The sequence below is a fragment of the Thalassospira sp. ABL2_045 genome (assembly GCF_056161285.1).
Window position 1 is genome coordinate 1 of record NZ_JBSWYV010000015.1, and the last position, 24448, is coordinate 24448.

Genomic DNA, 24448 nt, shown 5'->3' on the forward strand with positions numbered 1-24448 from the left:
CACCGTGAACGGGTGGTGGCCACCACCCGTTCAAACAAAAGAGGCAGAAGGATCATAACAAATCCTTCTGCCTCTCAAAGTATAAGCCCGCAAGCATGAAGCTTGCGGGCCAGTAGTTTCCTTGAGGTAGGAATGATTTAGCTTGCGGCGACCGCCGGGGTCGGGCCGTTCTTTTTGCCTTGCCACCAGTTAAAGGCGAGAACCGCAAGAAGGACGACGGTGCCTGCGACTTCCGCGCGGAAGTCCGGATAGAAGACACCGATGGTCGCCGGCACGACGATGATCCGCGAGAACAGATCCATCGGCGCAAACAGATAGCCTTCAAGGGCGGAGGCAAAGGAAGCCAGACACAGGATGGCGGTAAAGCCGGTCCACAGAACGATCTGGATCGAACCGCCTTCGATGATTTCCGGGTTGAAGACCATGAAGGCCGGGATCAGATAGAGACCCTTGGCAAACTTCCAGGCCTGCACACTGGTTTCCATGGGACTGGCGTTGGCAATCGCTGCCCCCGCAAAGCCCGCCAATGCAATGGGCGGTGTGACGTTACTATCCTGCGAGTACCAGAAGACCACAAGATGGGCGATCAGCAGCGGAATGCCGAACTCGTTGGAAAGGGCCGGACCGACCAGCACGATGAGAACGATATAGGATGCCGTGACCGGCAGACCCATGCCGAGGATCAGGCTGGCGATCAGTACCAGAACAAGGGCCAGAACGATGTTGCCGCCCGAGAACGCAATCATCATGGACGAGAATTTCAGGCCCAGACCGGTCAGGCCGACCACACCAACAATGATGCCAGCAACCGCACAGGCCATCGAAACGGCAACGGCGTTTTTCGCACCCAGTTCAAGGGCGGCAAGCGTGATGGCAATGCCCTTGCGGATGGCGGCAATCAGTTTGTCGTGGCTTGGCTTTTCGCCCTGTTGCGGGGCGACAAAGAAGAACCACAGCGCATAGCGCAGGGCGGCAACCGCCATGACCGACAGAATGGCCCAGAAGCCCACGCGCATTGGCGAGATGTTGAGCACCAGAAGGTAAATCAGCACCCCAAGTGGCAAGATGAACTGCCAGCCTTCCTTGAGCACCTGTTTCCAATCGGGAAGTTCTTCGACCGGCATGCCGCGCATGCCCTGTTTCAGCGCAACGATGTGCACGAACAGGTATACGGTGCCGAGATAGAGAATGGCCGGGAAAATCGAAACCAGCACGATTTCGAGATACGGCACCTGGGTATATTCGGAAATCAGAAACGCACCCGCCCCCATCAGCGGCGGGGTGATCTGACCACCGGTCGAAGCAGCCGCTTCGACGCCGCCCGCCTGTGCGGGGCGATAGCCCAGACGCTTCATCAGCGGAATCGTGAAGGCGCCGGTGGTAACCACGTTGGCAATGGCCGACCCACTGATCGAACCCATGCCAGCCGATGCCAGAACGGCGGCCTTGGCCGGGCCGCCGGGTTTTTTACCCGTGGCGGCATAGGCCATGTCGATAAAGAATTTGCCCGCACCGGTGACTTCAAGGAAGGCGCCAAACAGCACGAACATGAAGATATAGGTCGCAGCAACCCCCATCGGCAGGCCATAGATGCCTTCCTGACCGAGATAGAGCTGACCGACAAGGCGATCAATGCTGGCACCACGGTGTGACAGAATACCCGGCAGCCATTCGCCAACCCAGGGAAGGGCGCCACGCGGACCCGACAAAGCGTAAATGATCGCGACAATACCGATCACGGTCATGCCAAGGCCGACAGCACGGCGGCTGGCTTCGAGCACGGTGACAGTGGCGATCACGCCAATGATCAGATCGGTGTCGCTCCAGAAACCGGCACGATTGATGATCTCGTCGAGATAAAAGGACAGGTAGAAGCCCGTGGTGAAGGCACCGGCCAGGAAGGCGATATCAATCAGCCAGCCGAGCGCGCCGCGCTTTTTGTTGCTGCCAAATGCCGGGAACATCAGGAACGTGAGGAACATCACGAACGCAAGGTGGATGCTGCGTTGATAGAACAGGCCAAGCGGTTCGATCCCTGCGCCATACATCTGGAAGAGAGAGAGCGCGACGGCAATAATCGAAATCGCCATCAAGACCATCTTGGGCTGTGGCAATCGATCCGTCATGGAAGGCAGCGGTGCCTGTTCGGACATGGGACTTATTCCTCGGTATCAAGGCGGATGGTGACACGGGTGTGTTCAGCCATCTTTGAAAGGTTGATTTCGTCACTGTTGGTGACGATGCGGTGATTAACCGCCAGTGAGCCCACACGTAACACATAGGCGTTGTTGCGCACAGGCTCGTCGATATCTTCGATCCAGTATCCGCCGCCTTCGGCGCTGGTCAGAATACCGCGACCGGGATAGTGACCAAGTCCTGCCGCGAAGTCGGGCTGATAGGCGCGATGGAGAACCATCTTGCCCAGATCGTCGACATAACAATCAATCACGCCATCCCCGGTGACAGAATGGTTCCAATACAGGCACCAACCGGTTTGACGCGGAATTTCGGTTCTGGCCAGAAGCGACCCGTCCTCACCAATCACTTCAAGATGATCAATGACGGTGCCGGGTTTGACATGGTCCTGATAGGTCGGACCCGCACATGCTGCTGTCAGGAGAAGAAGGGCGGCCAAAACTGGCCGCCCCAACATATTCAAGATCATGGATAGAGCTGCGGCGGAACCGGGTTACCGGTTTCTTCGTAGTAACGCAGCGCGCCCGGATGCATCGGGATCGGGGTTGAGTTCAGAGCGAAATCAACCGTGGTGTCGTTTGCGGCCGGGTGGATGGCGATCAGCTCGTCGACGTTTTCGAACAGCGTCTTGGTGATCTGATAAGCCAGTTCTTCATCCATTTCTTCGTTCACGAACAGAACGTTCGGGGTTGAAACGGTGTTTACCGGTGCGTCAACGCCTTCATAGATGCCGGTACGCAGGGCGTAGGCAGCGAAGGTCGGCTCTGCATCGAGGGCAGCAACGATTTCTTCGTCGGTCAGCGCGATCAGCTTGATGTCACGCGTGGTTGCGAGGTTGAGGATCGAGCTGGTGGGCGGACCAACACTCCAGAAACCGGCATCGATGTCGCCGTCACGCAGCGCATCAGCGGTTTCGTTGAAGTTCAGGCGCTGTTCTTCGATGTCATCATAGGTGATGCCATTGGCGGTCAGCACGGTCTGGGCCGAAACTTCGGTACCCGAACCCGGTGCGCCAACAGAAACGCGCTTGCCTTTAAGGTCGGCAAGGCCGTTGATGCCGCTGTCAGCCATGGTGACGATCTGAACCGCGTTCGGATAGATCGATGCCAGGGCGCGAACGTTATCAAGGGTACGGCCTTCGAATTTGCCGGTGCCGGTGAAGCCGGCATAGACGGTGTCAGCCAGACCGATTGCGATGTCACTGTCGCCACGGGCAATCAGGCCCATGTTTTCAACAGATGCGCCGGTAACTTCGGCAACGGCGCTGGAGCCATCAACGTATTTGGTGATCAGTTCCGCAAGGCCACCGCCATACGGATAATAGGTGCCACCGGTACCACCGGTCGCGATTGACAGTTGCTGTGCCGACGCAGGTGCGGCGGTCAGCATCATGGCTGCGGCTGCTGCAGTAAGCAGAGTACGGAGCTTCATGAGTAGTCCTCCCTTGGGTTAACACTCTTAACGACGAATAGATCCAAAAGATCTTTTCAGAATATGGCTCTTAACGTTCAGTCATGACCCGTTATCCGGGCCTGTTGTTTTTGGGTCCTTGCGGGCACCTGATCAGGATCGAGCCAATCGGTGCCGATCAGATGCAGGGCGCAGTTCAGAACCATGTTTGAGAGATGATTTTAGACAGCCGTTTGTTCCGTCCGACTGGGACCGGCTGCTTGATCTCCTCCCTCGAGGTTTTTCTCAGTTTATCATTTTGGGGCTCATATTTGCAATGAGTATGCCAAAAGGTGAATAAAAATCACAATTACAAATCAATGACTTAGAGGTGTTCAATTCCACAATTCGGCATAATCTTGCCGATTTACCGAAATCGATCGGCGGAATCTTGCCGATTTATTGCAGGTGCGAATGAAATATTGCATCGCAACAATGGCTTAGGCGAATTTGTCGCGCCGGATGTTTAGCTTTTTCATTTTCTCATTGAGTGTTCGGCGCGGGATATCGAGTTCTTCCATCACCGCCTTGACGTTGCCGTCATGACGATCCAGCGCATCGCGAATGACACGTTCTTCAAACTCGCGCAGCTGTTCGGCGAGCGCCAGATCCGTTGATTGCGGGGTCGAGGATTCAAAGCCGCCCTTGAATAGGCGTTTGAAGCGTTCTTCGGGACTGCCGACCAGAAGTACATAGCGTTCGGCCAAGTTTTTAAGTTCGCGTACATTGCCCGACCAGTCATGGGCCCGAAGCTGGGCGATCAGGACCGGTGTGACCCGCTCATAGGGGCGTTCAAACCGCTCGGCGGCGCGTTCGGCGAAGATATCAAACAGAAGCGCAACATCGTCTTGGCGTTCGCGCAGTGGTGCGATCGACAGTTCAAAGGTGTTGATGCGAAACAGAAGGTCCTCGCGGAAATTGCGTTCGGCAACGGCGGCAACCAGATCCTCGTTGGTGGCGCAGATCAGGCGAAAATTGACTTTGACTGGCGCGTTCGAGCCCATCCGCACGACTTCGCGCTGTTCAATGACGCGCAGCAATTTGGCCTGAAGGGCCAGTGGCATGCTTGAGATTTCATCCAGAAACAGGGTGCCGCCAATCGCATGTTCGATCCAGCCGATCCGTTGGCTGGCTGCCCCGGTAAAGGCGCCCTTTTCATGACCGAACAGTTCGCTTTCGGCCGTGCTTTCAGGGATGGCTGCACAGTTCACCGCGACGAATTTTTCATCATGCCGGTCGCTCAGATCATGGATGGCGCGTGCAACCAGTTCCTTGCCGGTGCCGGTTTCACCCGAAATCAATACAGGGACTTCGGTGGGGGCGATATTGGCAATTTCATCCTTGAGATTGCGCATGGCAACGGAATTGCCGATCAGGCGCGAATCAAGACTGCCGCGGCTTGCGATCTGACGGCGCAGATTGCGGTTTTCAATGACCAGACGGCGCTTTTCAATGGCGCGTTCCAGGCTTTCGACGATGTCTTTGGGCTCGAACGGTTTTTCGACGAAATCATAGGCACCGCTTTTCATCGCCTCGACCGCCATGGGGACATCGCCATGACCGGTCATCAGGATAATGGGAATGTCCGGATCGGCGGCCAGTACAGAGCGGGTAAAGGTAATGCCATCGAGCTTGGGCATTTTGACATCGGTCAGGATCACCCCGGCAAAATCGGGATTGATGTCATGGAGCGCTTCGCGGGCGTCCTCATAGACCGTGACATCGAAATCAGACAGTTCCAGCCATTGGGCAAGGGAGACACGCATGGCTTCGTCATCATCGACAATGATGATGTGTGGCGTGATCTGTGGTGCGGCGTCACTGTCTTGCGCGCGGTCTTTGGTGGTCACGATGTTTTACCCTTGAGTAACGGCAGGCGGACTTCGAAGCAGGCCCCGGCGGTTTCGGTGTTATAGGCTTTTATGCTGCCGCCGAAGTCCCGCACAATGCCATAAGTTACCGAAAGCCCCAATCCCACACCCTGACCGGGATCCTTGGTGGTAAAGAACGGGTCAAACAAAAGCGATAATGTTTCATCATTCATGCCAGGCCCGGTATCGGTAATGCGCATGATGACATCGGTTTCGGTTTCCGACAGATCAATATAGATGCGCTTGGGTGCGCTTCCGGCCATGGCATCCAGTGCATTGCGGATGATGTTCACGCAAATCTGTTCGATGCGCACAAGGTCGGCCCGGATGACAAGCGGGGTTTCGGGTTCATTGCGCTCAAGGATGCATTCTTCCTGCTGTAACTGGGGGCTTAGCAATTGCAGCGTGTTATCGAGTGCGACCTTGAGGTCGACCGGTTCCAGAACGCCGGTGGATTTGCGCGAGAATGTTTTCAGCTGACCGGTGATCGACCCCATGCGTTCGGTCAGGGCCGAAATCTGGTTGATATTCTGATCAAGCTTTTCGGTTTTGCCGCGTTCGATCATCAGTTTGGCGCTGGCGCAGAAGGTGCGGATGGCGGCAATCGGCTGATTGATTTCGTGCGCGATGGCGGCTGACATCTGACCCAGGGCTGCGAGCTTTCCGGCCTGGACCAGTTCGTTTTGGGTGCCACGCAGTTCTTCTTCGGTTTTACGCCGTTCGGTGATTTCTTCTTCGAGGCGCGTGTTGAGCGCCTGAATGCGTTCGAATTCAAGCGCCTCGCGCTGGGAAGCCAGTTTGAGTTCGCGTTCGCGCAGGAACAGGATGACCAGAATGATCATGCCCCCGGCAATCACCGCGATCAGCATCACCGCCCCCTGGCGATCAGTGACCTGATCCATCGATGTCAGATAGAAAATCCGCCAGGCGCTGCCGCGGATCGGTTTGCTGTCAAACAGATAGCGCTGCCCATCAATGGTCACGATGCCCGATCCCTTTGCCAGCTGCTGCCCGACATTAAGTGAGGGCAGGTCGCGGCCGGGATATTGCCGGTTGCTTTCGATGCGGGCGCGGTCAAAGGGCGAGAGCGGCGACAGGGTTTTGTATTTCCAGTCGCCCTGACTGGTCAGCGTAATAACGCCATCAGCATCGGCGACAAAAACGGTTTCGCCCGCGTCCTGCCAGTTCTGTTCGACTTCTTCGAGTTCGAGTTTGACGACCACCACCCCGATGATCTCGTCATTTTCGCGGATCGGGTTGGAAATAAACAGGCCAGCACGCCCGGTGGTTACCCCGATGCCAAAGAAAAAGCCTTCCTTGCCTGAAAGCGACGTATTGAAATAGGGCCGGAAGGAATAGTCTTCGCCGACAAAGCTGTCGGGGGTGTTCCAGTTGCTTGAGGCGACGGTTTCACCACTGCGATCAAGAACATAAAGGGCGGCGGCCCCGGACTGGTCATTGACCTGTTGCAGATACAGGTTGGCGGTTTGCGCGGTGCGGCGATCCTGGATCGCGCGGGTGACCTGATGGTGGCGGGCCACGACATAGGGCAGATAGCGATAACGATCAATTGCCGCACGTAACGAGCTGTCATAAAGCGTCAGGCGGGCTTCGCCGGTGCTTTCCAGTTCGCGAATGGTCAAATTCCCGGTCGAGCTGACAGCCGCCCAGATCACAATTGCCGAAATAAACGTCCCGGCAAAGATCAGGGTTCCGCGGCTGAAATTGCTTAACCAGTAGAAAATCGCGATCTACTCCGTGAACAGGGATCAATTTTGGTTGCCGGGCGTTCGGCCTTGGATGACATGTTTACGCCAATTAGGGAGCGTGGCGATATAAAGTCAACAAATACAGGCCGCCACAGGCATTCTGTGAGCGTGTATTTGAATGGCCTTATTTATGCCGCAAGCGGTTATTTTTTCGCCACATTGGAATGTAAATTGTATAGTTACCATAAGAGTGAAATGTATCTGTCCAGTAGATGAGGTCCAGGTGAGTAAGATCGCACTTGTTGATGACGACCGGAATATCCTGACGTCTGTGTCGATGGCGTTGGAAGAGGAAGGATATGAGGTCCTGACATATTCTGATGGTTCGGAGGCACTTCATGCCATCACGAAAGAAGAGCCTGATCTGGCGGTGCTTGATATCAAGATGCCGCGTATGGACGGACTGGAGCTTCTGACCCATTTGCGCAAGAAAACCGAAATGCCGGTGATCTTCCTGACATCGAAAGATGACGAGGTCGATGAGCTGACCGGCCTGCGCATGGGGGCAGATGATTACATCAAGAAACCGTTTTCCCAGCGTTTGCTGATTGAACGTATTCGCACCCTTCTGCGCCGTGCCGAAATCATGCGCGCTGGCGGTGTCCGCCCGAACGGATCGGATGATGTTATCCAGCGCGGTGACCTAGTGCTTGATCCGTCGCGCCACATGTGCAGCTGGAAAGGTCAGCATGTGAACCTGACCGTGACCGAGTTCCTGCTTATTCAGGCGCTGGCGAAGCATCCGGGCCATGTGAAAAACCGCGACCAGCTGATCGACGCGGCGTATGGCGAGCATATCTATGTTGATGACCGCACGATCGACAGCCACATTAAGCGTCTGCGCAAGAAATTCCGCGAGACCGACAAGGAATTCAAGGAAATCGAAACGCTGTATGGTGTGGGATATCGCTATCGCGATACCGCCACGGTGGCGAGCTGATCAGAGATTTTCTGACGCGCCGAAGCAATGGGCTTCGGCGCGCATTCTTTTGCGGGCCCGATCCATTCCGGGCCGGTTATTGCAGGTTTGAATGAGCGATCTTGGGACTGGTGATCACGACCAGAACGCAGGTCCGTCCGAAACCCGGACGACACGGATAGAGGAACGCCACGGGCTGTTTTCGCCTTTGACCTGGCGGATTCTGGCTGTGAATGCGCTGGCACTTTTTGTGCTGGTGGCGGGTATTTTGTATCTGGGCCGCTATAAACAGGAACTTATTCATTCCGAACTTGAAGCCATGGCGGTGCAGGCGGAAATGTATGCCGCCGCCCTTTCGACATCGGCGGTCAGTTCCGGCGATGATGCGACCAACCGGGTGAAAATCGAAGTGGCACGTGAAATGGTGCGCCGACTTGTCGGCATTACCGGGGCACGTACACGCCTGTTTGCCACCAATGGCAGTCTTCTGGCCGATAGCCGCAATATCCAATCGCTTGGTGCGGGCACCATTCAGGCCGAAGAACTCCCGGCACCTGGCGAAGAAGATGCCTTTGCCGATATCATGCGCAAACTGACTGACGGTGTCCTGACCCTGTTTGAGGGTGAGCAGCCCTTGCCGCTTTATGTTGATCCGCCTGTGGCCAGTGCCGCCGACTACCCCGAAGTGCGCGCCGCATTGGCGGGCTATTCACGCGGGGTGGTGCGTGTGGACAGTCAGGGGCGTCGGGTTTTGTCGGTCTCAGTGCCGGTTGCACGTTTCAAGCAGGTTCTGGCATCGGTGATGCTGACCAAAAGCGGTGAGCCGATTGAAAATGCCCTGCATGCGGTGCGGCTTGATATCCTGAAAATCTTTGTTTTTGCCTTTGGCATCACGGTGTTGTTGTCGATCTATCTGGCGGGCGTGATTACGCGGCCGCTTAACCGGTTGGCGCGCGCGGCCGAGCGGGTTCGGCGCAGCAAGAACCGCCAGTTTGCCATTCCCGATCTGTCGGGGCGGCGTGATGAAATCGGCGATCTGTCGACAACCCTGCGCGACATGACCGAAACGCTGTGGGATCGTATGGATGCGATTGAACGGTTTGCGGCCGATGTGGCGCATGAGATCAAAAACCCGCTGACCTCGCTGCGCTCGGCGGTGGAAACAGCCACCCGCCTTAAGGATCCGGAACGCCAGCGTCGCCTGATGGAAATCATTGCCGAGGATGTGCAGCGCCTTGATCGCCTGATCAGTGATATTTCCGATTATTCGCGCATGGATGCCGAACTGTCGCGCGCCGAAAGCGAGGAAGTTGATCTGGGTGTGCTGCTTCATACGCTGGGTGAGCTTTATAACGCCGATGTCGATGGTCCGCCGATCAAGGTTTCGGTGCCTGAAAACCTGAATGTGCCGGCCCTTGAAAGCCGTCTGACGCAGGTCTTCAGGAACCTGATTTCCAATGCGATCACCTTTACCCCGGAAGGCGGCGAAGTCCGCGTGCGGGCATGGCGTGACAAGAACTGGGCGGTGATCACGATTGACGATGATGGTCCGGGCATTCCGCCGGGCAAGGAAGAGGCGATCTTTAACCGGTTCTATACCGAGCGCCCGTCGACCGAGAAATTCGGTCAGCATTCGGGACTTGGTTTGTCGATTTCCAAGCGAATCATTGCTGCCCATAATGGGGAGCTGAGCGCACAGAATCGCGTGGTTGATGAGACCGTCAAAGGTGCGACCTTTACCATTCGCCTACCGCTTGACTAAGATTTTTGCCGCCCAAATGCGCGATTTGCCTATGCGGGAGGTTAAGTCGATCACGCTTGCGACGTTTGGGGTTTGACAACCCAACCTCTGCCAAGCATCGTTTTTCCATTATGTCCCAGCTTCATGCAAATTGTGTCCGGATCGGCGCCCATGCGGTGCTGTTGCGTGGACCATCCGGGTCGGGAAAATCCGGGCTTTCGCTGCGTCTGATACAGACGGGCGGCTTTCTTGTTTCCGATGATCGAACGGACCTGACGGCGCGCGATGGACGATTGATCGCCAGTGCGCCCGAACCGATTGCCGGAATGTGTGAAGTGCGCGGTATCGGGATCGTGCGCGGTTTGCCCCAGAAATCTGAGGGTGACGTGCGGGTTTTGGTTGATCTGACCGATGATCCAACCGAGGTCGACCGCATGCCTGACCCATCAATCGAAGAGTTTTGTGGCATTGCGATCCCGCGTTGGACATTATGTGCATCCGATCTGGCTATTGAGGCAAAGATTGGGGTAGCTTTGGCGCTCGCGACCGGTGAGATGACCCTTGAACCGTAATCCACAGGACCCTGTTTTGCAGAAAACGTCACAGAATTCTTCTGACAGTCAGAATACGGCCCTTGGCGCCTTTGATGGCAGAAGCGGACTGGTTCTTGTGACCGGGGTGTCGGGGGCTGGGCGTACGACGACTCTTAAAATTCTGGAAGATTTCGGTTTTGATGCGGTGGACAACCTGCCGCTTCGCATGCTGTCGGCACTCGTGCCCAGTGATTGTCGCCCGGAACAGCCGATTGCCATTGGCCTTGATATCCGTTCACGTGATTTCGGCGTTGATCAGTTTGTCGAGATTGTTGGCAAATTGCGCAATCAGACAGGCATGGACCCGCTGATGATCTATGTCGATGCCGACACGGCCGTGTTGCAGCGCCGCTTTACCGAAACCAGACGCCCGCATCCATTGAGCCACGACCGGCCGCTGGTGGATGCGATCGAGCATGAAAAACGCCTGATGGCGCCGATTGCGGCCACGGCGGATATGCGGATCGATACATCGCGCCTGAAATCGGCCGAGCTTCGCAAGATCCTGCAAGACCAGTTTGATATTGGCGAAACCGAAGGCATGGCGATCTTTGTGCGCAGCTTTTCGTTCCGTCAGGGCGTGCCGGCAGAAGCCGACCTTGTTTTTGACGTTCGCTTTCTGCGCAACCCGCATTATGATCCCGAGCTTCGCCTGATGACCGGGATGAATGCGGCTGTTGGGCACTATATAGAAGAAGACCCGGACTTCGCCGGGTTTGTAAGCCGCCTGAAGGCAATGCTGGAGCCGATTTTGCCGCGTTATGCGCAGGAAGGTAAAAGCTATCTGACCATTGCGGTCGGGTGCACAGGCGGTCAACATCGTTCGGTTTATATCGCGCGGTTACTCAATGACTGGATTGCTGATCTGGGGTATGACACACATCTCAGTCATCGGGACAAACCGGACGAGCCGACCTCGGGGGAGTGATAAAATGGAGAAAACTGCATGATCGGGATGGTGCTGGTCACCCACGGCGATCTCGCGAAAGAGTTCGTATCTGCCTTGCAGCATGTTGTTGGCGAACAGGAAAATGTCGAAGCGGTCTGTATCGGACCGGATGACGACATGGAACAACGCCGTTCGGACATTCTCGCCAGTGTCGAAAAGGTCGACAGTGGCAAAGGTGTGGTCCTTTTGACCGACATGTTTGGCGGTACCCCGTCCAATCTGGCGATTTCCATTATGGAACAGGCAAATGTCGAAGTGATCGCAGGGGTTAATTTACCTTTGTTGATTAAACTCGCATCTGTTCGCATCGACGGCACCTTGGCCGAAACGGTCAACGCGGCCCAGGATGCGGGGCGTAAATATATCAACGTTGCGTCGCGTCTGCTGAGCGGCGAGGAATAAGTCGGCAACAAAAAGAACAGGGCCGGGTGCACGGGGACAGCGCATCTGGCTTGCGGGGACATAGATGGCGCAGAAGGAAAAACGCACTTTAACAATCAGCAACCAGCGCGGATTGCACGCGCGGGCGGCTGCGAAATTTGTTAAACTGGCAGGCGAATTCAAGTCGAGCATCATGGTGCGCAACCGCGGCACCGAAGTATCGGGTGTGTCGATCATGGGGTTGATGATGCTAGCCGCATCCATCGGCACCGAGATCGAGGTTGAGGCCACCGGCCCTGACGCCACGCAAGCGATTGATGCGCTTAATGAACTGGTGGATGCCAAGTTCGACGAAGAATAAGACCCGTCCGGCCGCGATTTAAGCAAGGCTGCTGGCATCTGACTTTCGGGACAACCGCAAGAACGCGTTGTCGGGTTAACAATAAAAGCGAGTTGGTAGCTAAGAAGACTTGCAAGTTCCTCCAACAGACCAAACCGTTTCAGATGAAAACACCACGGGCGTCCGGCGGGTCATCACCGGGTTGGGCGCATCGGGCGGGATCGTTATCGGTCGTGCCTTTGTGTTGGACCGCCAGATCATTCAGGTCAATCGCAAGCCGATTTCCGAGGACGGGGTCGAGGCCGAATGCAAACGCCTTCATGATGGTGTTGCCGAAAGTATTGATCAGCTCAAACGGCTGAAATCGCAATCATCGACCAAAGAAAGTGCAGCATCTGAGGAACTTGGGTTCCTGCTGGATGCCTATATCCACATGTTGACGCAATCGCGCCTTGTGCGCGGGGCCGAAGAACTGATCGTTTCAAAACATCTTAATGCCGTGCATGCGGTCAGTGACGTGATCGATGCGATTGCCGATCAGTTTTCCGGTATGGAAGACAGTTATATCGCCGCACGCGCGACCGATATCCGCGAGGTCGGCCTGCGTTTGATGCGCTGCCTGATGGGGGAAACCGACCGGGCAATGGACAAGGCGCCTAAGGGGTCGGTCCTCATTGCCGAGGATGTCAGTCCGGCCGATATGGCCCGCTTTGAGCCGGGGCAATTGACCGCCTTTGTCACCGCCCTTGGCGGGGCCGAGGGCCATACAGCGATTATGGCGCGTTCGCTTGGTATCCCGGCGGTTTTGGGTGCGGCGGACATCATTCGCGGTGTGCGCGGTGGTGATCAGATCATTGTCGATGGCGGGCGTGGTGAAGTGATCATTTCACCGTCGGACGCCGATATCAAACATTACACCCAGCGCCGGGCGGATTGGCTGGCGGCGCGTGAAAAGCTGGCAAGCTTGCGCGATGTGCCGTCGGCCACGCGCGACGGGATTGATATCGACCTGCATGCCAATATCGAATTGCCGATCGAGCTTTCTGCCGCCCTTGAAAACGGGGCGAGCGGTATTGGCCTTCTGCGCAGCGAGTTCATGTTCATGAACAAGGACTATCTGCCAGACGAGGAGGAGCAATACGAAGAGCTCGCCGATATCGTCAAACGCATGGATGGCAAGCCGGTCACCATCCGTACCCTTGATGTCGGGGGTGAAAAGCTGGCCGTTGCCCTTCAAAGCGAAATCGGGTCTGGCCCGAACCCGGCACTTGGATTGCGCGGGGTGCGGTTGTCACTTCGCAAGACCGAATTGCTTGAAGCCCAGTTTGCCGCCATCCTGCGTGCGTCCCTGCACGGGCCGGTTCGGGTTCTGATCCCGATGGTGGTCGGGGTGCATGAAATGACCCGGGCGCGACAGATCTATGAGTCTGTGGCCAAACGCCTGCGCAAGGAAGGTCATCCGATTCCCGAGACCCTGCCGCCCCTCGGTGCGATGATCGAAATTCCTGCGGCGGCACTGGCGGTTGACACATTGGCGCGCGACAGCGATTTCTTTGCTATCGGCACCAATGATCTGACGCAATACACGCTTGCGATTGACCGTACCGATGATCAGGTGGCGGGACTGTTTGATCCGCTGCATCCGGCGGTATTGCGTTTGATCCGGGATGTTATCCGGGTTGCCGGGGAACGTGATATTCCGGTCAGTGTGTGCGGCGAGATGGCCGGTGATCCACGCTATGTGCCGCTGTTTATCGGGTTTGGCTTGCGCAATCTTTCGATGTCGCCGGTCAATCTGTTGCTGGTCAAGCAGCGCTTGCGCCGCCTGGATAGCCGCAATTCCGAACATCAGGCCAACCGCGTCATGGAGCAATGGGATTCTGCGCGCATTGCCATGATGCTCGATGATTTTAACGATCTCGCCTGACCATTCCCGTCTTTCATAGCGCGTCATAGCTTGTCGTGATCGCAACGCATCCCAACATAGGGGGCAGTTTTGTGCCTGCTCTGTGTTGGGTTGTGCGTGGGCGGAATGCCCCGGATTCCAGGGCATGGCGGCGTGCGGATCGGTTCATTTTTGTGCGGGATGCAAATTCACACAAAAAAGGACTTGAAAACAATATAAAGATATCTTTATATGTGACCTATCGCGGTCAGGGATAAGACCGCAACAGAATTCTTCGGCGTATCGGTGGGGTCAAAATCCCAGGCGGATGCGCCATTCCTGTTTGATTGGAGACAACATGTCGAACTTTACCGATTACAAGGTCGCGGACATCTCGCTGGCCGGTTGGGGCCGCAAGGAAATCGCGATTGCCGAAACCGAAATGCCGGGCCTGATGGCGCTGCGCGAAGAATATGGCAATGCAAAGCCGCTTGCTGGCGCACGCATCGTTGGCTGCCTGCACATGACCATTCAGACCGCAGTTCTGATTGAGACCCTGACGGCACTCGGCGCGGAAGTTCGCTGGTCTTCATGCAACATCTTCTCGACCCAGGACCAGGCTGCTGCGGCGATCGCGGCTGCTGAAATCCCGGTCTTCGCATGGAAAGGCGAGACCGAGGAAGAATTCTGGTGGTGCATCGAGCAGACCATCGCGGGTCCGGACGGCTGGAAGCCGAACCTGATTCTTGATGATGGCGGCGACGTTACCCAGCTGATCCACGAAAAGTATCCGGAACTTCTCGAAGACATCAAAGGTCTGTCGGAAGAAACCACCACCGGTGTGCATCGCCTGTATGAAATGGCGAAAAAAGGTACGCTCAAGGTCCCGGCGATCAACGTCAATGACTCGGTCACCAAGTCGAAATTCGACAACCTGTATGGCTGCCGTGAGTCCCTTGTTGATGGCATCAAGCGCGCAACCGACGTGATGGTTGCCGGTAAGATCGCCGTTGTTGCCGGTTTCGGTGACGTTGGTAAAGGTTCGGCTGCATCCATGCGCAGCCAGGGTGCACGTGTTCTTGTCACCGAAATCGATCCGATCTGCGCCCTACAGGCCGCGATGGAAGGTTACGAAGTCACCACCATGGAAGACGCAGCCCCGATCGGCGACATCTTTGTCACCACCACGGGTAACATCGACATCATCACGCTTGACCACATGCGTGCGATGAAAGACCGCGCAATTGTTTGCAACATCGGTCACTTCGATTCTGAAATTCAGATTGGTTCGCTCAAGAACTACAAGTGGGACAACGTCAAGCCGCAGGTCGACGAAGTCGAATTCCCGGATGGCAAGCGCCTGATCGTTCTGGCCGAAGGTCGTCTGGTCAACCTTGGTTGCGCAACCGGTCACCCGAGCTTCGTGATGTCGGCATCCTTCACCAACCAGGTGCTGGCCCAGATCGAGCTGTGGAAAAACCACGCGAATTACGAAAACAAGGTCTATGTCCTGCCCAAACACCTTGATGAGAAAGTTGCAGCCCTGCATCTGGAACGTCTTGGCGTGAAGCTGACCCAGCTGTCTTCCGAGCAGGCCGAATATATCGGCGTGCCGCAGGCGGGTCCGTACAAGCCGGATCATTACCGCTACTAATTGGCAGCTGCCCAATTGCATCAAAGCCGGTCTGTTCATTCAGACCGGCTTTTTTGGTGTCCAGATACAAGGCAAGTTGTTAGAAAGATTTTATTCCAGTCAGACGGATGGCGTTCATGCCCCAGCTTGAAATCGAATATTCTGCCCAACTGCCGATCAAGGACGAATTGCCCAAGCTGGCAATTGATCTGCATTATGTGATTGCCCGCGAAACCGATGCGGAACTGGATGCGTTCAAGACCAGGATTACCCCATTGGAAAATGTCGTGATCGGGGATGGCGATGCCAAGAACGCCATGGTCCATCTTGATATCCGGTTGCTGTCGGGTCGGATCAATGCGGTGAAATTTGCCACCGGCGAGGCGGCGCTGGCAGCCCTGATTGATCGGCTGGAATGGCTGGTGGGCGATTATCAGGTGCAGTTCACCGTCGAGGTCCATGACCTGGACCGGGAAAACTATTTCAAGCACATCACCGAAGGCCCGCGTTCTTGGTGATCAAGCCTCCAAACGCAGAAACGCAGGGCTTACATCAGAAGCGCCTCGTGGATCGGATGATCCGGGCCATAGCGGTCATTGAGCAATTTGATCAGTTCGCGCGAGAAGCCCTTACCAGCATCAAGCAGCGATCGCAGTTCAGCATCATTGCGATCATTCGGCCCGACCCCATCAAGGCGCGCGCGGACGGCCGGATCAGACAGTTCGCTTAAGAAGCGGTCATACAATTCCAAAGCGGGCAAGCTTTTCTCCCCGAACACGGTTTGCAGGCGTGTGATGGGGGGTAGCTGTAAAAGTTCCGAGAGCTTTTCGCGTTTACCGGCGTAATCGCGGCCCGCGGTTTCGGCTGCTGCGATAATGCCGCCGAAATAAAGCATCTTGCGCGAGAAAACCAGTTTCAGGCGCCGGGGTGCCCAGGCCTTGCTGGCATCGCCTTCGCGGGTCTTGATTTCAAAATCGACACTGATCGTGCGGTAATAGCGGATGACGTCATTAACCAGAAAACGCGCAATGGAATCACGTGTGACGGAACTTGTGACGTAATTGGCGATCAGATCGTCAAAGAATTTGCGTTTGCCCGCCTCGTTATAAAGCCATTCACATTCGAGCAAAAACAGCAGGCGGCGGGTGGTGATCGAATTGGTGTCGCCATCAAGGCCAATGCGATTAACCAGTTCCTCGGCGGTGATATAGGATGAAAACGGGCCGTTTACCGCCGGCTTCTTGGTAACCATCTTGCCCAGGATATCGGCGACCTGTTGGTGTGGGGCCTGACTGCGTTCGGCTTCGCGGCCAATGATGAAGTAGTCCAGATCGGATTGATCGGATGCCTCATGCCGGCCATAGGACCCGGTCACCACCACGCAAAATGTATCGCCCGACAGGCTTTTACCCAACGCGTCGCGCATCTCGGCCAGACGGGTGGCCGAGTAGTGCTGATTGGTTGCGATGGTTTGCGGTAACAAGATCGGAATTGTTCCTTGCTGCGACTCGTTGAAAACGGCCTGAACTGTCCCTTATGCAATAGGCTTTAAAGATTAAAAGGGCGTTTATCAGGATCTGTTTGAGTATCGCTGTAATCCGGGCATTTGCGCCATCCGGACCATAGTTGCACCGATTGATGGTGCTATATCGTCAATCAAAAAGGCTGGCGGCGGCGGCCTGTTGGGCCGGGTCGGTCAGGCTGCCGACACGCCTGAGGAAGGAATGCTTTTCCTCGTAATAGCGTTTTGACAGATCGGCAAAGCAGCGGACTTCGACATCCTTGTTGATGTGAAATTCGCGCCTTGGCACCTTGGCCTCGTGCAAATCAAGGGTGCTGGCCGATGCGCTGATCTGATGGTCGACCGCGTCGGCAACGCCATCAAGTTCGATGCGGTTTTTCAGGCTGTGCAGGAATTTCTTGAAGGCCGGGTGGCTGTTCAAGAATGCCTTTTCGGTCAGCAGGAAATCATCGGCGGCAAAGTCCGGCGCATTTTTAACGACAAATTCGCGGCACAGATGGTCGGTGGCAAAGCACATCGGACCAAAGATGAAGTTGCGATAGATGTCTTCCTTGAGCTGCCAGAACTTGTCCAGGCGTTTAAGCGATTCCGCATCCAGTTTAACGGCTGCTTCGAGCAACAGGCGCGGATGGCAATGCACATGATTGGGATGGACATAGGTCTTGGTGCGACTGATGCCCTCAAGCGTGTCGATATTGACCGGACCGGAAAACAGTGCGGCGTGCGGGTGATCGGACTTTTTCGACAAAAGGGCGATGACCGCGTCCGGATCAACGCCATGTTTGACCAGCAAATGATTGACCGACAGATCAAGCTCGACCTCGCCGGTGATGATCTGATTGGTCAGTTGATGGTGGTTGCGGTCAAAGCGCCGGGCAAATTCCGGTTCCAGCGTATGGGAAAACGGTCCATGGCCGATATCGTGCAGCAGGGCGGCCGCGCCCAGCAGATCACAATCAGCATCCGACAAGCCCATCAGGCGGCAATAGCGTTGCGAAAGAAGGGCCACGCCAATTGTGTGGTCATAGCGTGAGTGACGGATATTGGCCGGACGCCCATTGGGGTGGAACAGATAGTCGATGGCGCCCAAAAATGAGATTTCGCGCAGGCGTTCAAACGCAGGCGATGCGATCAGCTTTTTGTGCAGTGGCCGATCAAAGGCCGAGGCGATCTGGGCACGCTTGAAATGGTAGTTATATTGCGGCACATCGCGAAACAGCAGTTCCCATTCGGCGATGTCATCGGCATTGAAATTGGTATCAAACAGATCGCCGATTTCCGGGGCCGGTTTTGCAGCGCCCTTGAGCGTGGCAGAGTCCTTTTGTGGCGCGGCGGGCTTGGGCTCCGCGCGCGGGGCAAAAAGATCTAGCTGCGGTTTTGGGCTCATCTTGGAAATGACGGATACGCTTAATCTGTTACGAATGTCGGTTCCGCAGACATAAACGGAATCATCGATCATGTCATCGCGGTTTTTCCACAGGTGACACCCGTGAAACACGGCCCCAGACAAGGCTGTTGCCGAGATGATGCGAAACGGTGGTAAAAGCACATCGTTTTCACCATAATAATAGCTCATAAACACAAACGGTTAACAACACGTGACACGGCAAGCATCCGAGCAAGCTTCCAGACAGATTGGAGCAGACAAAAAGGCGGGCGCGATTTGGCGCAGACTGCCTGATTTGTCTCGTCCGGCCTTCTGGCAGGGGGCCGGGGCGATGGCTGCCACGTTGATTCTTCCCATTACAGTACAGGCGCAGGAAAAATTCCGTCTTAATAATGCTGCCAATCCCGGGGCGGATGCCAACCAGCCGGACGGCATCGGTGCGACGATTTTTGGAAGCCTTGCGGGGCTGAGTGACCATGACTGGCTGGTGGTTGGACTGGCAGCTGTTGGTGGAGCGGCGATTGCCGGGTGGGTTGGCTGGCGGTTGTCGCTACGCATGCGTCGCCATCTGGAAGAAGTCGAAGATCACGAACATGAACTGGCCGGCGAGACCGAGCTTTTCACCCAGCTTCTGTTTGCCGGACCCGACCCGGTTTATTACTGGAGCCGCCATGGCTTTGCCGAGGGGGCCAGTCCGTCGCTTAAACGCGCCTTTCAGCTGGGGCAGGATGGGCGTTTTCCCGACCTGCTGGATCTGTTGCGCGATGAGGATGCGGATGCGCTGAAGGAACGGGTGCGTAACCTTAAATCCGGGCATGACCGGTTTGAGCTTTGGGTGACGACGCTTGATGAGCGCAAATTCCATGTGACGGGCATGGCCGCGCGCAAGGATCGCTCATCGGATGTGCTGGCCCATGGTTTGTGGTTCCGCGATGAAACCCGCCATTCGCGTGAACGCGAAAGCCAGTTTGGCGATTTCCAGCTGCTGAAACATGAAGTATCGGGCCTGCGGCAGTTGCTTGATAGCCTGCCTTTCCCGGTCTGGCGTCGTGACGCGGAGCTACGCCTGATTGATTGCAACATGGCCTATGCCGATGCGGTCGAACATGAAAGCATCGAAGATGCGCTGGCGGCGCAATCGGAAATCGGTGCAGGGGTGATCCCCGATCACGGGCGGTCGCTTGCGGCATCGGTTCAGCGCAACAATGAAAGCCTGACGCGCGATTTTCACGTTGTCATTCGCGGTGATCGCAAATTGCTGCGCATTACCGAAATGCCGGCCGGTCTCGGGGAAGGTGATGAGGACGTCGATGCTGGTGGCCTAATCGGGTTTGCGATTGATTGCACCCCGGTCGAGGAATTGCAGTCCGATCTGTCACGCCATATTCGCGCCCATGCCGAGGTGCTTGAAAATCTTGGAACGGCGATTGCGGTGTATGGCGGGGACAAGGGGCTTATCTTCTTTAACACTGCCTTCACCAAGCTTTGGGATCTCGATGACGAGTGGCTCTGGACCGAGCCGACCCATGATGATGTGCTCAGACGCCTGCGTGATGATCGCAAGCTGCCCGAAGTTGCCGACTTCACCCAGTTCCGCAATACCGAGAACCAGCGCTTTACGGATCTTTTGAAGCCCGAAGAAGATTTGATGCATCTGCCCAATGGCATGACGTTGCGTCGCTTTATCTCGCCGCATCCGTTTGGCGGGCTGATGTTTGTCTATGAAGATGTCACCGACAAGCTGGTTCTGGAAAGTTCATACAACACCCTGATTGCGGTGCAGCGCGAGACGCTTGAAAGCCTGCATGAAGCAGTTGGCGTGATCAGTGGCGATGGTCGTTTGCGGCTTTATAACCATGGCTTTGCCGATCTTTGGGGACTTGAAAGCATGTTTCTGGATGCCTCCCCGCATCTGGGCGATGTGGTCGAGAAATCCAAGGAGTATTGGCGCGAACGTGATGACTGGGACAAGTTCAAAAGTCGTATGGTCGCGCGCATCACCAACCATGAACCGATGAATGGTCGCCTGGAGCGATCCGATAATTCGATCGTTGATTTTGCCATCGTGCCGCTGCCCGACGGGGCGGTGATGATGTCCTATATCGATGTGACCGATACCATCCGGGTCGAACGCGCGCTTCGTGAACGCAACGAGGCGCTTCGCACCGCCGATCAGATGAAGTCGGACTTCATTTCGACGGTATCGCGTGAACTGACCAAACCGCTTGATCATATCAATGGCGAGTCAGATCGCCTGATCCCGCATTTGACGGGTAATGTGGCGCGGTCGGTCGAAACCATCCGCACTGAAGCGCAAAGCATGCTGGCGCTTGTCGATGACATGCGCGATCTGGCAACGCTTGGATCGGGGCAGGTGGCCCTTGAACTGGATACCGTTGATCCAAGACGTTTGCTGCGCTCGCTTGAGGCGCTGACGCGTGCGCGGCTGGCGGAACTCAATGTGTCGCTGCGTCTTTATTGTTCGCGCCAGATTGGCTGGATGGTGGCTGATGAGCGCCGCCTGAAACAGGCCTTGTTCATTCTGGTGACCAATGTGCTGCGCACCGCCCCCGAGGGCAGTGAAGTTTCGGTAATTGCGCGCCGTCGTGGCGAGGATATCGAAATTTCCATCTCGCTGTCGGACGAGGCGCCGCAGCCGATGCTGTTTGAAGGCCTGCGCGACGGCGAATCCCCATCCGCCCGTCGTGCGCTTGGCATGGCGATGGTCCGTGCCGTGGTCGAAATCCATGGTGGGCGCGTCAAGATCAGCCGAGATGGCCGCGAGATTGCCTGCATCCTGCCTGCGGGTGAGGAAAGCGATCTTGGCTAAGGCCAAGCCCGATCCATCCGAATACGAAAAAGGCGCCTTGCGGCGCCTTTTGTTTTGCCTGTCTGGTTGTGTGCATCAGACCGTAAATGGCACGTCTTTGCCGGCGATAAAGGCATCGATGTTATCGAGCGCGCGGAAGCCCATGGCGTTGCGGGTCTCAACCGTGGCCGATCCCAGATGCGGCAGCAGGAAGGTGTTTGCAAGGTCGCGATAAGCCGGTTCGATATTCGGTTCACCGGCGAATACATCAAGGCCCGCCGCGGTCAGTTTGCCCGATTTCAGGGCGACAATCAGATCCTGATCATTAACCACATCGCCGCGCGCGGTGTTCACGATGATTGCACCATCAGGCAGCTTTGAAATGAAGTCTGTATTGACCATGCCGCGCGTTTCCGGGGTGGATGGGCAGTGCAGCGACAGGAAATCACAATGGGGCAAAAGACCCTCGATACTGTCGTGATAGGTCGCCCCCAGTTCCTGGTCGGCTGGCAATTGACGGCGGTTGTAATAATGGATGTCCATATCAAAGCCGCGCGCGCGTTTGGCAACCGCCTGTCCGATACGGCCCATGCCAACGATGCCAAGTTTCTTGCCCGTGACTTGCGTTCCCATCAGATGGGTCGGGCGCCAGCTTGACCAGGTGGCGTTGCGGACTTCGGCCTCGCCCTCGCTGGCGCGGCGGGCGGCACCCAGGATCAGAAGCCAGGCGATATCAGCGGTGGCATCGGTCAGAACGCCCGGCGTGTTGCCGATAATGACCCCCTTTTTCTTGGCAGCGGCCAGATCGATATGATCGGTCCCGACCGAGAAGGTGGCGACGATTTTCACGCTATCGGAGAGATGTTCGAAAAACTCGGCATCGATCGGATCGCCGACCGAAACAAGGGCAGCATCCGCGCCATGACAAAGGGCCAGGATTTCAGCCCGCGTCAGGGGATCGTCATCTTCCTGGGTTCGGATGTCGTAACTTTCGGCCGCACGTTTTGCGACGGCGTCAGGCAATCGGCGGGTTACGGCAAGAACGGGTTTCATTGTGTTTCTCCCTGATGCGGTTTTGTTTTTAAGCTTTCAATGACCCTAGGGTCCGGACCTATTAATTTGGTGTGAATGGTTCACCGGATTTGTGCGGATACGCGAAGCAAAACCGCCGGAAGATATGCATCTTTCAAGGCTTTGCGACAAAGTAGCCCGTGCAAATCCGGTTAATCCGAAGGACAGACGTTATATTTGCAAACTCCTGCGTCAAATCCCTTGGCCGGGATACCGACCCGCCCGGCGGGCTTTTCCTTGGATTTCACAAATATAACGTCTGCCATTCAAATCAAATTAATAGGTCCGGACCCTAGAATAACTGCCCGACGGCCAGGCGGATACCGATAGATGTGATCACCAGCGACAGCAGGAAATCGGCCAGCACGATGGTGCTGGCGGTCGGGATCGACACCGACAGGGTCAGTTTGGCGATATAGACGCCATAAACCAGTGTCGCGATCACCGCGATAAAGACAAAGCCACCGGCCCCAAGTGACGGAAATAAAACACCAAGCAACAAGGCCGCCAGATAAAGCCCCATCTGAAGCACGCTTGCCCAGTTATAGACCGTGATAAACGCGATATAGCGTTCGGCACGGCCCAGCATCGGAATGACGTGGAACATGATCAGCGGGAAGGCGACCCATTTGATGACATAGGCGATGCTTTCAACCAGCATATAACGCATGGCCGGGAAGCCGTCGGGTGCATCAAAAATATCGTTCCAGCGCAACAGGGCAAAGGCCGGGAACACAATCGCGGCCGCAAGGAACGAGCGCCAGAATCCCTCAATCGAAAAGTTAAAAAATCCAAGACCTTGCTCGTCGCCACGGGCAAGACGCCATGTGCCATAAAGGGCGCGCAAGGTTTCGCTGGAGGTGCTCATTTGGGGCTTGTTTCCGCACTTTGGGACAAATCTTATCTCGATTGTCTAGCAGTCTGTCAGACAGAGGGAAACAGCTTATCGCTGATTGCCGGTCCTTCACAAGGTGGGCTTGCCAAACGTCTTTTTTCTGCACGGCCAGTCGGGCCTTTAGAGTCTGTTCTGTTTAGCTTGAACCGTTTTGCCGAGGGTATTCCTCTGTTCGGCAAGGAAAGGACCGCAGAGCGTAGCGGCGCTACGGTCGAGATCCTTGACGCTGCAGAGCTGAGGAATAGCCCGGCCCGCAGGGTTCTGTTTGGCGAGGTTTCGCTTCGTTACACCGCTTGAACGATGCACCACATCGTCCTGCGCGCTGTGCCTAGCCAAACGGCACGCCAAACAGGAACAAAAGCGATGCAAGCTAAACAGAACAGACTCTAGCGTTGAAAAAAAAGGTGGCGGATCAGGATGACGGACAATACGGACGAATATGCGTTGCGCTTGTCCTATCTTGAACAGACCGATCCCAACTCGCTTGCGGTCGCGCGGCTTTATCTTGAAATGGCCAGCAATCATTCCCCCGAAGAACGCGTAGCGGCATTGAGATATTTTGATGCTGCCGATGCGATTTTTTCCCTGCATCTGCCAACCGCGCGCGATGCGGCGGTGGCGGGCCTTGCGCTTAGCCTCAATAACCGCGCAGCGCTTGAGATCGAAGCCTGTGAATGGGACTGGGCGGTGGATGCCGCCTGTCAGGCGGTGGCACTGCGCGAGGATCGGTTGCGCAATTGTGTCGGGCGCAAGGATGACAGCGAACGGCTTGATCTGGGCTATTCGCTGGCGGCACTTGTTCTGGCCTTGCAAGGGGCGGGCAAGCTTGAACTGGCATGTGATGCGGCGCGCGACGGGGTCGAGGTGCTTGGTGCCTTTGCCGGCAAGCGCAATCAGGATGCGTTCGTTTTATTGACCAAGCTGATCTGTATCTATGCCGATCTTTGTAGCCGGACCGATCAGTTACCCGATGCCGGGGTGCTTTTGCCATTGGCCAAGGCGTTTTACAGCACGCGCGGCAAGGATTAGGGCAGTAAT

20 protein-coding genes are annotated in these 24448 nt (G+C 56.0%); 11 read left to right on the plus strand and 9 right to left on the minus strand.

The window, feature by feature from the left end; translation table 11 throughout:
- Positions 1–137 precede the first annotated feature (137 nt).
- From ACXAIA_RS17600 to ACXAIA_RS17620, 5 genes are all read right to left on the minus strand, one after another.
- Complete coding sequence (locus ACXAIA_RS17600; RefSeq protein WP_475350493.1) at positions 138–2153, minus strand: TRAP transporter permease; 2016 nt, start codon at positions 2151–2153, stop codon at positions 138–140.
- Between the two features lie 5 nt (positions 2154–2158).
- Positions 2159–2665, minus strand: coding sequence for a DUF1850 domain-containing protein (locus tag ACXAIA_RS17605; RefSeq protein ID WP_475350494.1), 507 nt, complete (start codon positions 2663–2665; stop codon positions 2159–2161).
- Positions 2662–3627 carry a TAXI family TRAP transporter solute-binding subunit gene (locus ACXAIA_RS17610; protein WP_475350495.1) on the minus strand — a complete coding sequence of 322 codons (966 nt, stop codon included), beginning with the start codon at positions 3625–3627 and terminating at the stop codon, positions 2662–2664. Before ACXAIA_RS17610 ends, ACXAIA_RS17605 begins: the two co-directional genes overlap by 4 nt.
- A gap of 458 nt (positions 3628–4085) precedes the next feature.
- Positions 4086–5495: a sigma-54-dependent transcriptional regulator gene (locus ACXAIA_RS17615; RefSeq protein WP_475350496.1), complete on the minus strand. Its 1410-nt coding sequence runs from the start codon at positions 5493–5495 to the stop codon at positions 4086–4088.
- Positions 5492–7192, minus strand: a complete 1701-nt coding sequence (locus ACXAIA_RS17620) for a sensor histidine kinase (protein WP_475350497.1) — start codon at positions 7190–7192, stop codon at positions 5492–5494. The genes ACXAIA_RS17615 and ACXAIA_RS17620 overlap by 4 nt, the downstream gene beginning before the upstream one ends.
- 316 nt (positions 7193–7508) lie before the next feature.
- Between ACXAIA_RS17620 and ACXAIA_RS17625 the strand changes: the two genes are divergently transcribed.
- The 9 genes from ACXAIA_RS17625 (at position 7509) to ACXAIA_RS17665 (ending at position 16244) form a co-directional block, all read left to right on the plus strand.
- A complete protein-coding gene (locus ACXAIA_RS17625) occupies positions 7509–8225 on the plus strand; it encodes a response regulator transcription factor (RefSeq protein WP_475350498.1) in 717 nt (238 codons plus the stop codon).
- A 91-nt stretch (positions 8226–8316) separates the two neighbouring features.
- Entirely contained in the window at positions 8317–9966 is a 1650-nt protein-coding gene (locus ACXAIA_RS17630; protein ID WP_475350499.1) for a stimulus-sensing domain-containing protein, read from the plus strand.
- Positions 9967–10076: 110 nt separating this feature from the next.
- Positions 10077–10517: an HPr kinase/phosphorylase gene (locus ACXAIA_RS17635; RefSeq protein WP_475350500.1), complete on the plus strand. Its 441-nt coding sequence runs from the start codon at positions 10077–10079 to the stop codon at positions 10515–10517.
- A gap of 16 nt (positions 10518–10533) precedes the next feature.
- On the plus strand, positions 10534–11466 hold the full coding sequence (rapZ, locus tag ACXAIA_RS17640; protein ID WP_475350501.1) for an RNase adapter RapZ: 933 nt from the start codon (positions 10534–10536) through the stop codon (positions 11464–11466).
- A gap of 18 nt (positions 11467–11484) precedes the next feature.
- Positions 11485–11889: a PTS sugar transporter subunit IIA gene (locus tag ACXAIA_RS17645; protein ID WP_101246919.1), complete on the plus strand. Its 405-nt coding sequence runs from the start codon at positions 11485–11487 to the stop codon at positions 11887–11889.
- 64 nt (positions 11890–11953) lie between these two features.
- Positions 11954–12229, plus strand: a complete 276-nt coding sequence (locus ACXAIA_RS17650; RefSeq protein WP_062953640.1) for an HPr family phosphocarrier protein — start codon at positions 11954–11956, stop codon at positions 12227–12229.
- A 109-nt stretch (positions 12230–12338) separates the two neighbouring features.
- Entirely contained in the window at positions 12339–14135 is a 1797-nt protein-coding gene (gene ptsP / locus ACXAIA_RS17655) for a phosphoenolpyruvate--protein phosphotransferase (protein ID WP_475350502.1), read from the plus strand.
- A gap of 316 nt (positions 14136–14451) precedes the next feature.
- Positions 14452–15747, plus strand: coding sequence for an adenosylhomocysteinase (gene ahcY, locus ACXAIA_RS17660; RefSeq protein ID WP_475350503.1), 1296 nt, complete (start codon positions 14452–14454; stop codon positions 15745–15747).
- A 116-nt stretch (positions 15748–15863) separates the two neighbouring features.
- Entirely contained in the window at positions 15864–16244 is a 381-nt protein-coding gene (locus ACXAIA_RS17665; RefSeq protein ID WP_475350504.1) for a 5-carboxymethyl-2-hydroxymuconate Delta-isomerase, read from the plus strand.
- Between the two features lie 29 nt (positions 16245–16273).
- Here ACXAIA_RS17665 and ACXAIA_RS17670 read toward each other — a convergent pair whose 3' ends face one another.
- Positions 16274–17209 (minus strand): DUF294 nucleotidyltransferase-like domain-containing protein, encoded by a 936-nt coding sequence (locus ACXAIA_RS17670; protein WP_475350505.1) that lies wholly within the window; start codon positions 17207–17209, stop codon positions 16274–16276.
- A 169-nt stretch (positions 17210–17378) separates the two neighbouring features.
- The gene (locus ACXAIA_RS17675; protein ID WP_475350506.1) at positions 17379–18824 is read right to left on the minus strand and encodes an HD domain-containing protein; all 1446 of its coding nucleotides are present in this window, start codon (positions 18822–18824) and stop codon (positions 17379–17381) included.
- A gap of 142 nt (positions 18825–18966) precedes the next feature.
- Between ACXAIA_RS17675 and ACXAIA_RS17680 the strand changes: the two genes are divergently transcribed.
- On the plus strand, positions 18967–21465 hold the full coding sequence (locus tag ACXAIA_RS17680; RefSeq protein WP_475350507.1) for a sensor histidine kinase: 2499 nt from the start codon (positions 18967–18969) through the stop codon (positions 21463–21465).
- A gap of 75 nt (positions 21466–21540) precedes the next feature.
- Here the strand turns inward: ACXAIA_RS17680 and ACXAIA_RS17685 are convergent, their stop codons facing one another.
- Together ACXAIA_RS17685 and ACXAIA_RS17690 are read right to left on the minus strand one after the other, a co-directional pair.
- Positions 21541–22497: a 2-hydroxyacid dehydrogenase gene (locus ACXAIA_RS17685; protein ID WP_475350508.1), complete on the minus strand. Its 957-nt coding sequence runs from the start codon at positions 22495–22497 to the stop codon at positions 21541–21543.
- Between the two features lie 310 nt (positions 22498–22807).
- Positions 22808–23383: a hypothetical protein gene (locus ACXAIA_RS17690; RefSeq protein WP_475350509.1), complete on the minus strand. Its 576-nt coding sequence runs from the start codon at positions 23381–23383 to the stop codon at positions 22808–22810.
- 444 nt (positions 23384–23827) lie between these two features.
- Here ACXAIA_RS17690 and ACXAIA_RS17695 point away from each other — a divergent pair, with 444 nt between their 5' ends.
- The gene (locus ACXAIA_RS17695) at positions 23828–24439 is read left to right on the plus strand and encodes a hypothetical protein (RefSeq protein ID WP_475350510.1); all 612 of its coding nucleotides are present in this window, start codon (positions 23828–23830) and stop codon (positions 24437–24439) included.
- Positions 24440–24448 lie beyond the last annotated feature (9 nt).

Bases quoted from the DNA above. Each gene is read 5' to 3' on its own strand.
- ACXAIA_RS17600 (WP_475350493.1), bottom strand. From the start codon at position 2,153: ATGTCCGAACAGGCACCGCTGCCTTCCATGACGGATCGATTGCCACAG.
- ACXAIA_RS17605 (WP_475350494.1), bottom strand. From the start codon at position 2,665: ATGATCTTGAATATGTTGGGGCGGCCAGTTTTGGCCGCCCTTCTTCTC.
- ACXAIA_RS17610 (WP_475350495.1), bottom strand. From the start codon at position 3,627: ATGAAGCTCCGTACTCTGCTTACTGCAGCAGCCGCAGCCATGATGCTG.
- ACXAIA_RS17630 (WP_475350499.1), top strand. From the start codon at position 8,317: ATGAGCGATCTTGGGACTGGTGATCACGACCAGAACGCAGGTCCGTCC.
- ACXAIA_RS17635 (WP_475350500.1), top strand. From the start codon at position 10,077: ATGTCCCAGCTTCATGCAAATTGTGTCCGGATCGGCGCCCATGCGGTG.
- ACXAIA_RS17645 (WP_101246919.1), top strand. From the start codon at position 11,485: ATGATCGGGATGGTGCTGGTCACCCACGGCGATCTCGCGAAAGAGTTC.
- ACXAIA_RS17650 (WP_062953640.1), top strand. From the start codon at position 11,954: ATGGCGCAGAAGGAAAAACGCACTTTAACAATCAGCAACCAGCGCGGA.
- ahcY (WP_475350503.1), top strand. From the start codon at position 14,452: ATGTCGAACTTTACCGATTACAAGGTCGCGGACATCTCGCTGGCCGGT.
- ACXAIA_RS17665 (WP_475350504.1), top strand. From the start codon at position 15,864: ATGCCCCAGCTTGAAATCGAATATTCTGCCCAACTGCCGATCAAGGAC.
- ACXAIA_RS17675 (WP_475350506.1), bottom strand. From the start codon at position 18,824: ATGAGCTATTATTATGGTGAAAACGATGTGCTTTTACCACCGTTTCGC.
- ACXAIA_RS17680 (WP_475350507.1), top strand. From the start codon at position 18,967: ATGGCTGCCACGTTGATTCTTCCCATTACAGTACAGGCGCAGGAAAAA.
- ACXAIA_RS17685 (WP_475350508.1), bottom strand. From the start codon at position 22,497: ATGAAACCCGTTCTTGCCGTAACCCGCCGATTGCCTGACGCCGTCGCA.
- ACXAIA_RS17690 (WP_475350509.1), bottom strand. From the start codon at position 23,383: ATGAGCACCTCCAGCGAAACCTTGCGCGCCCTTTATGGCACATGGCGT.
- ACXAIA_RS17695 (WP_475350510.1), top strand. From the start codon at position 23,828: ATGACGGACAATACGGACGAATATGCGTTGCGCTTGTCCTATCTTGAA.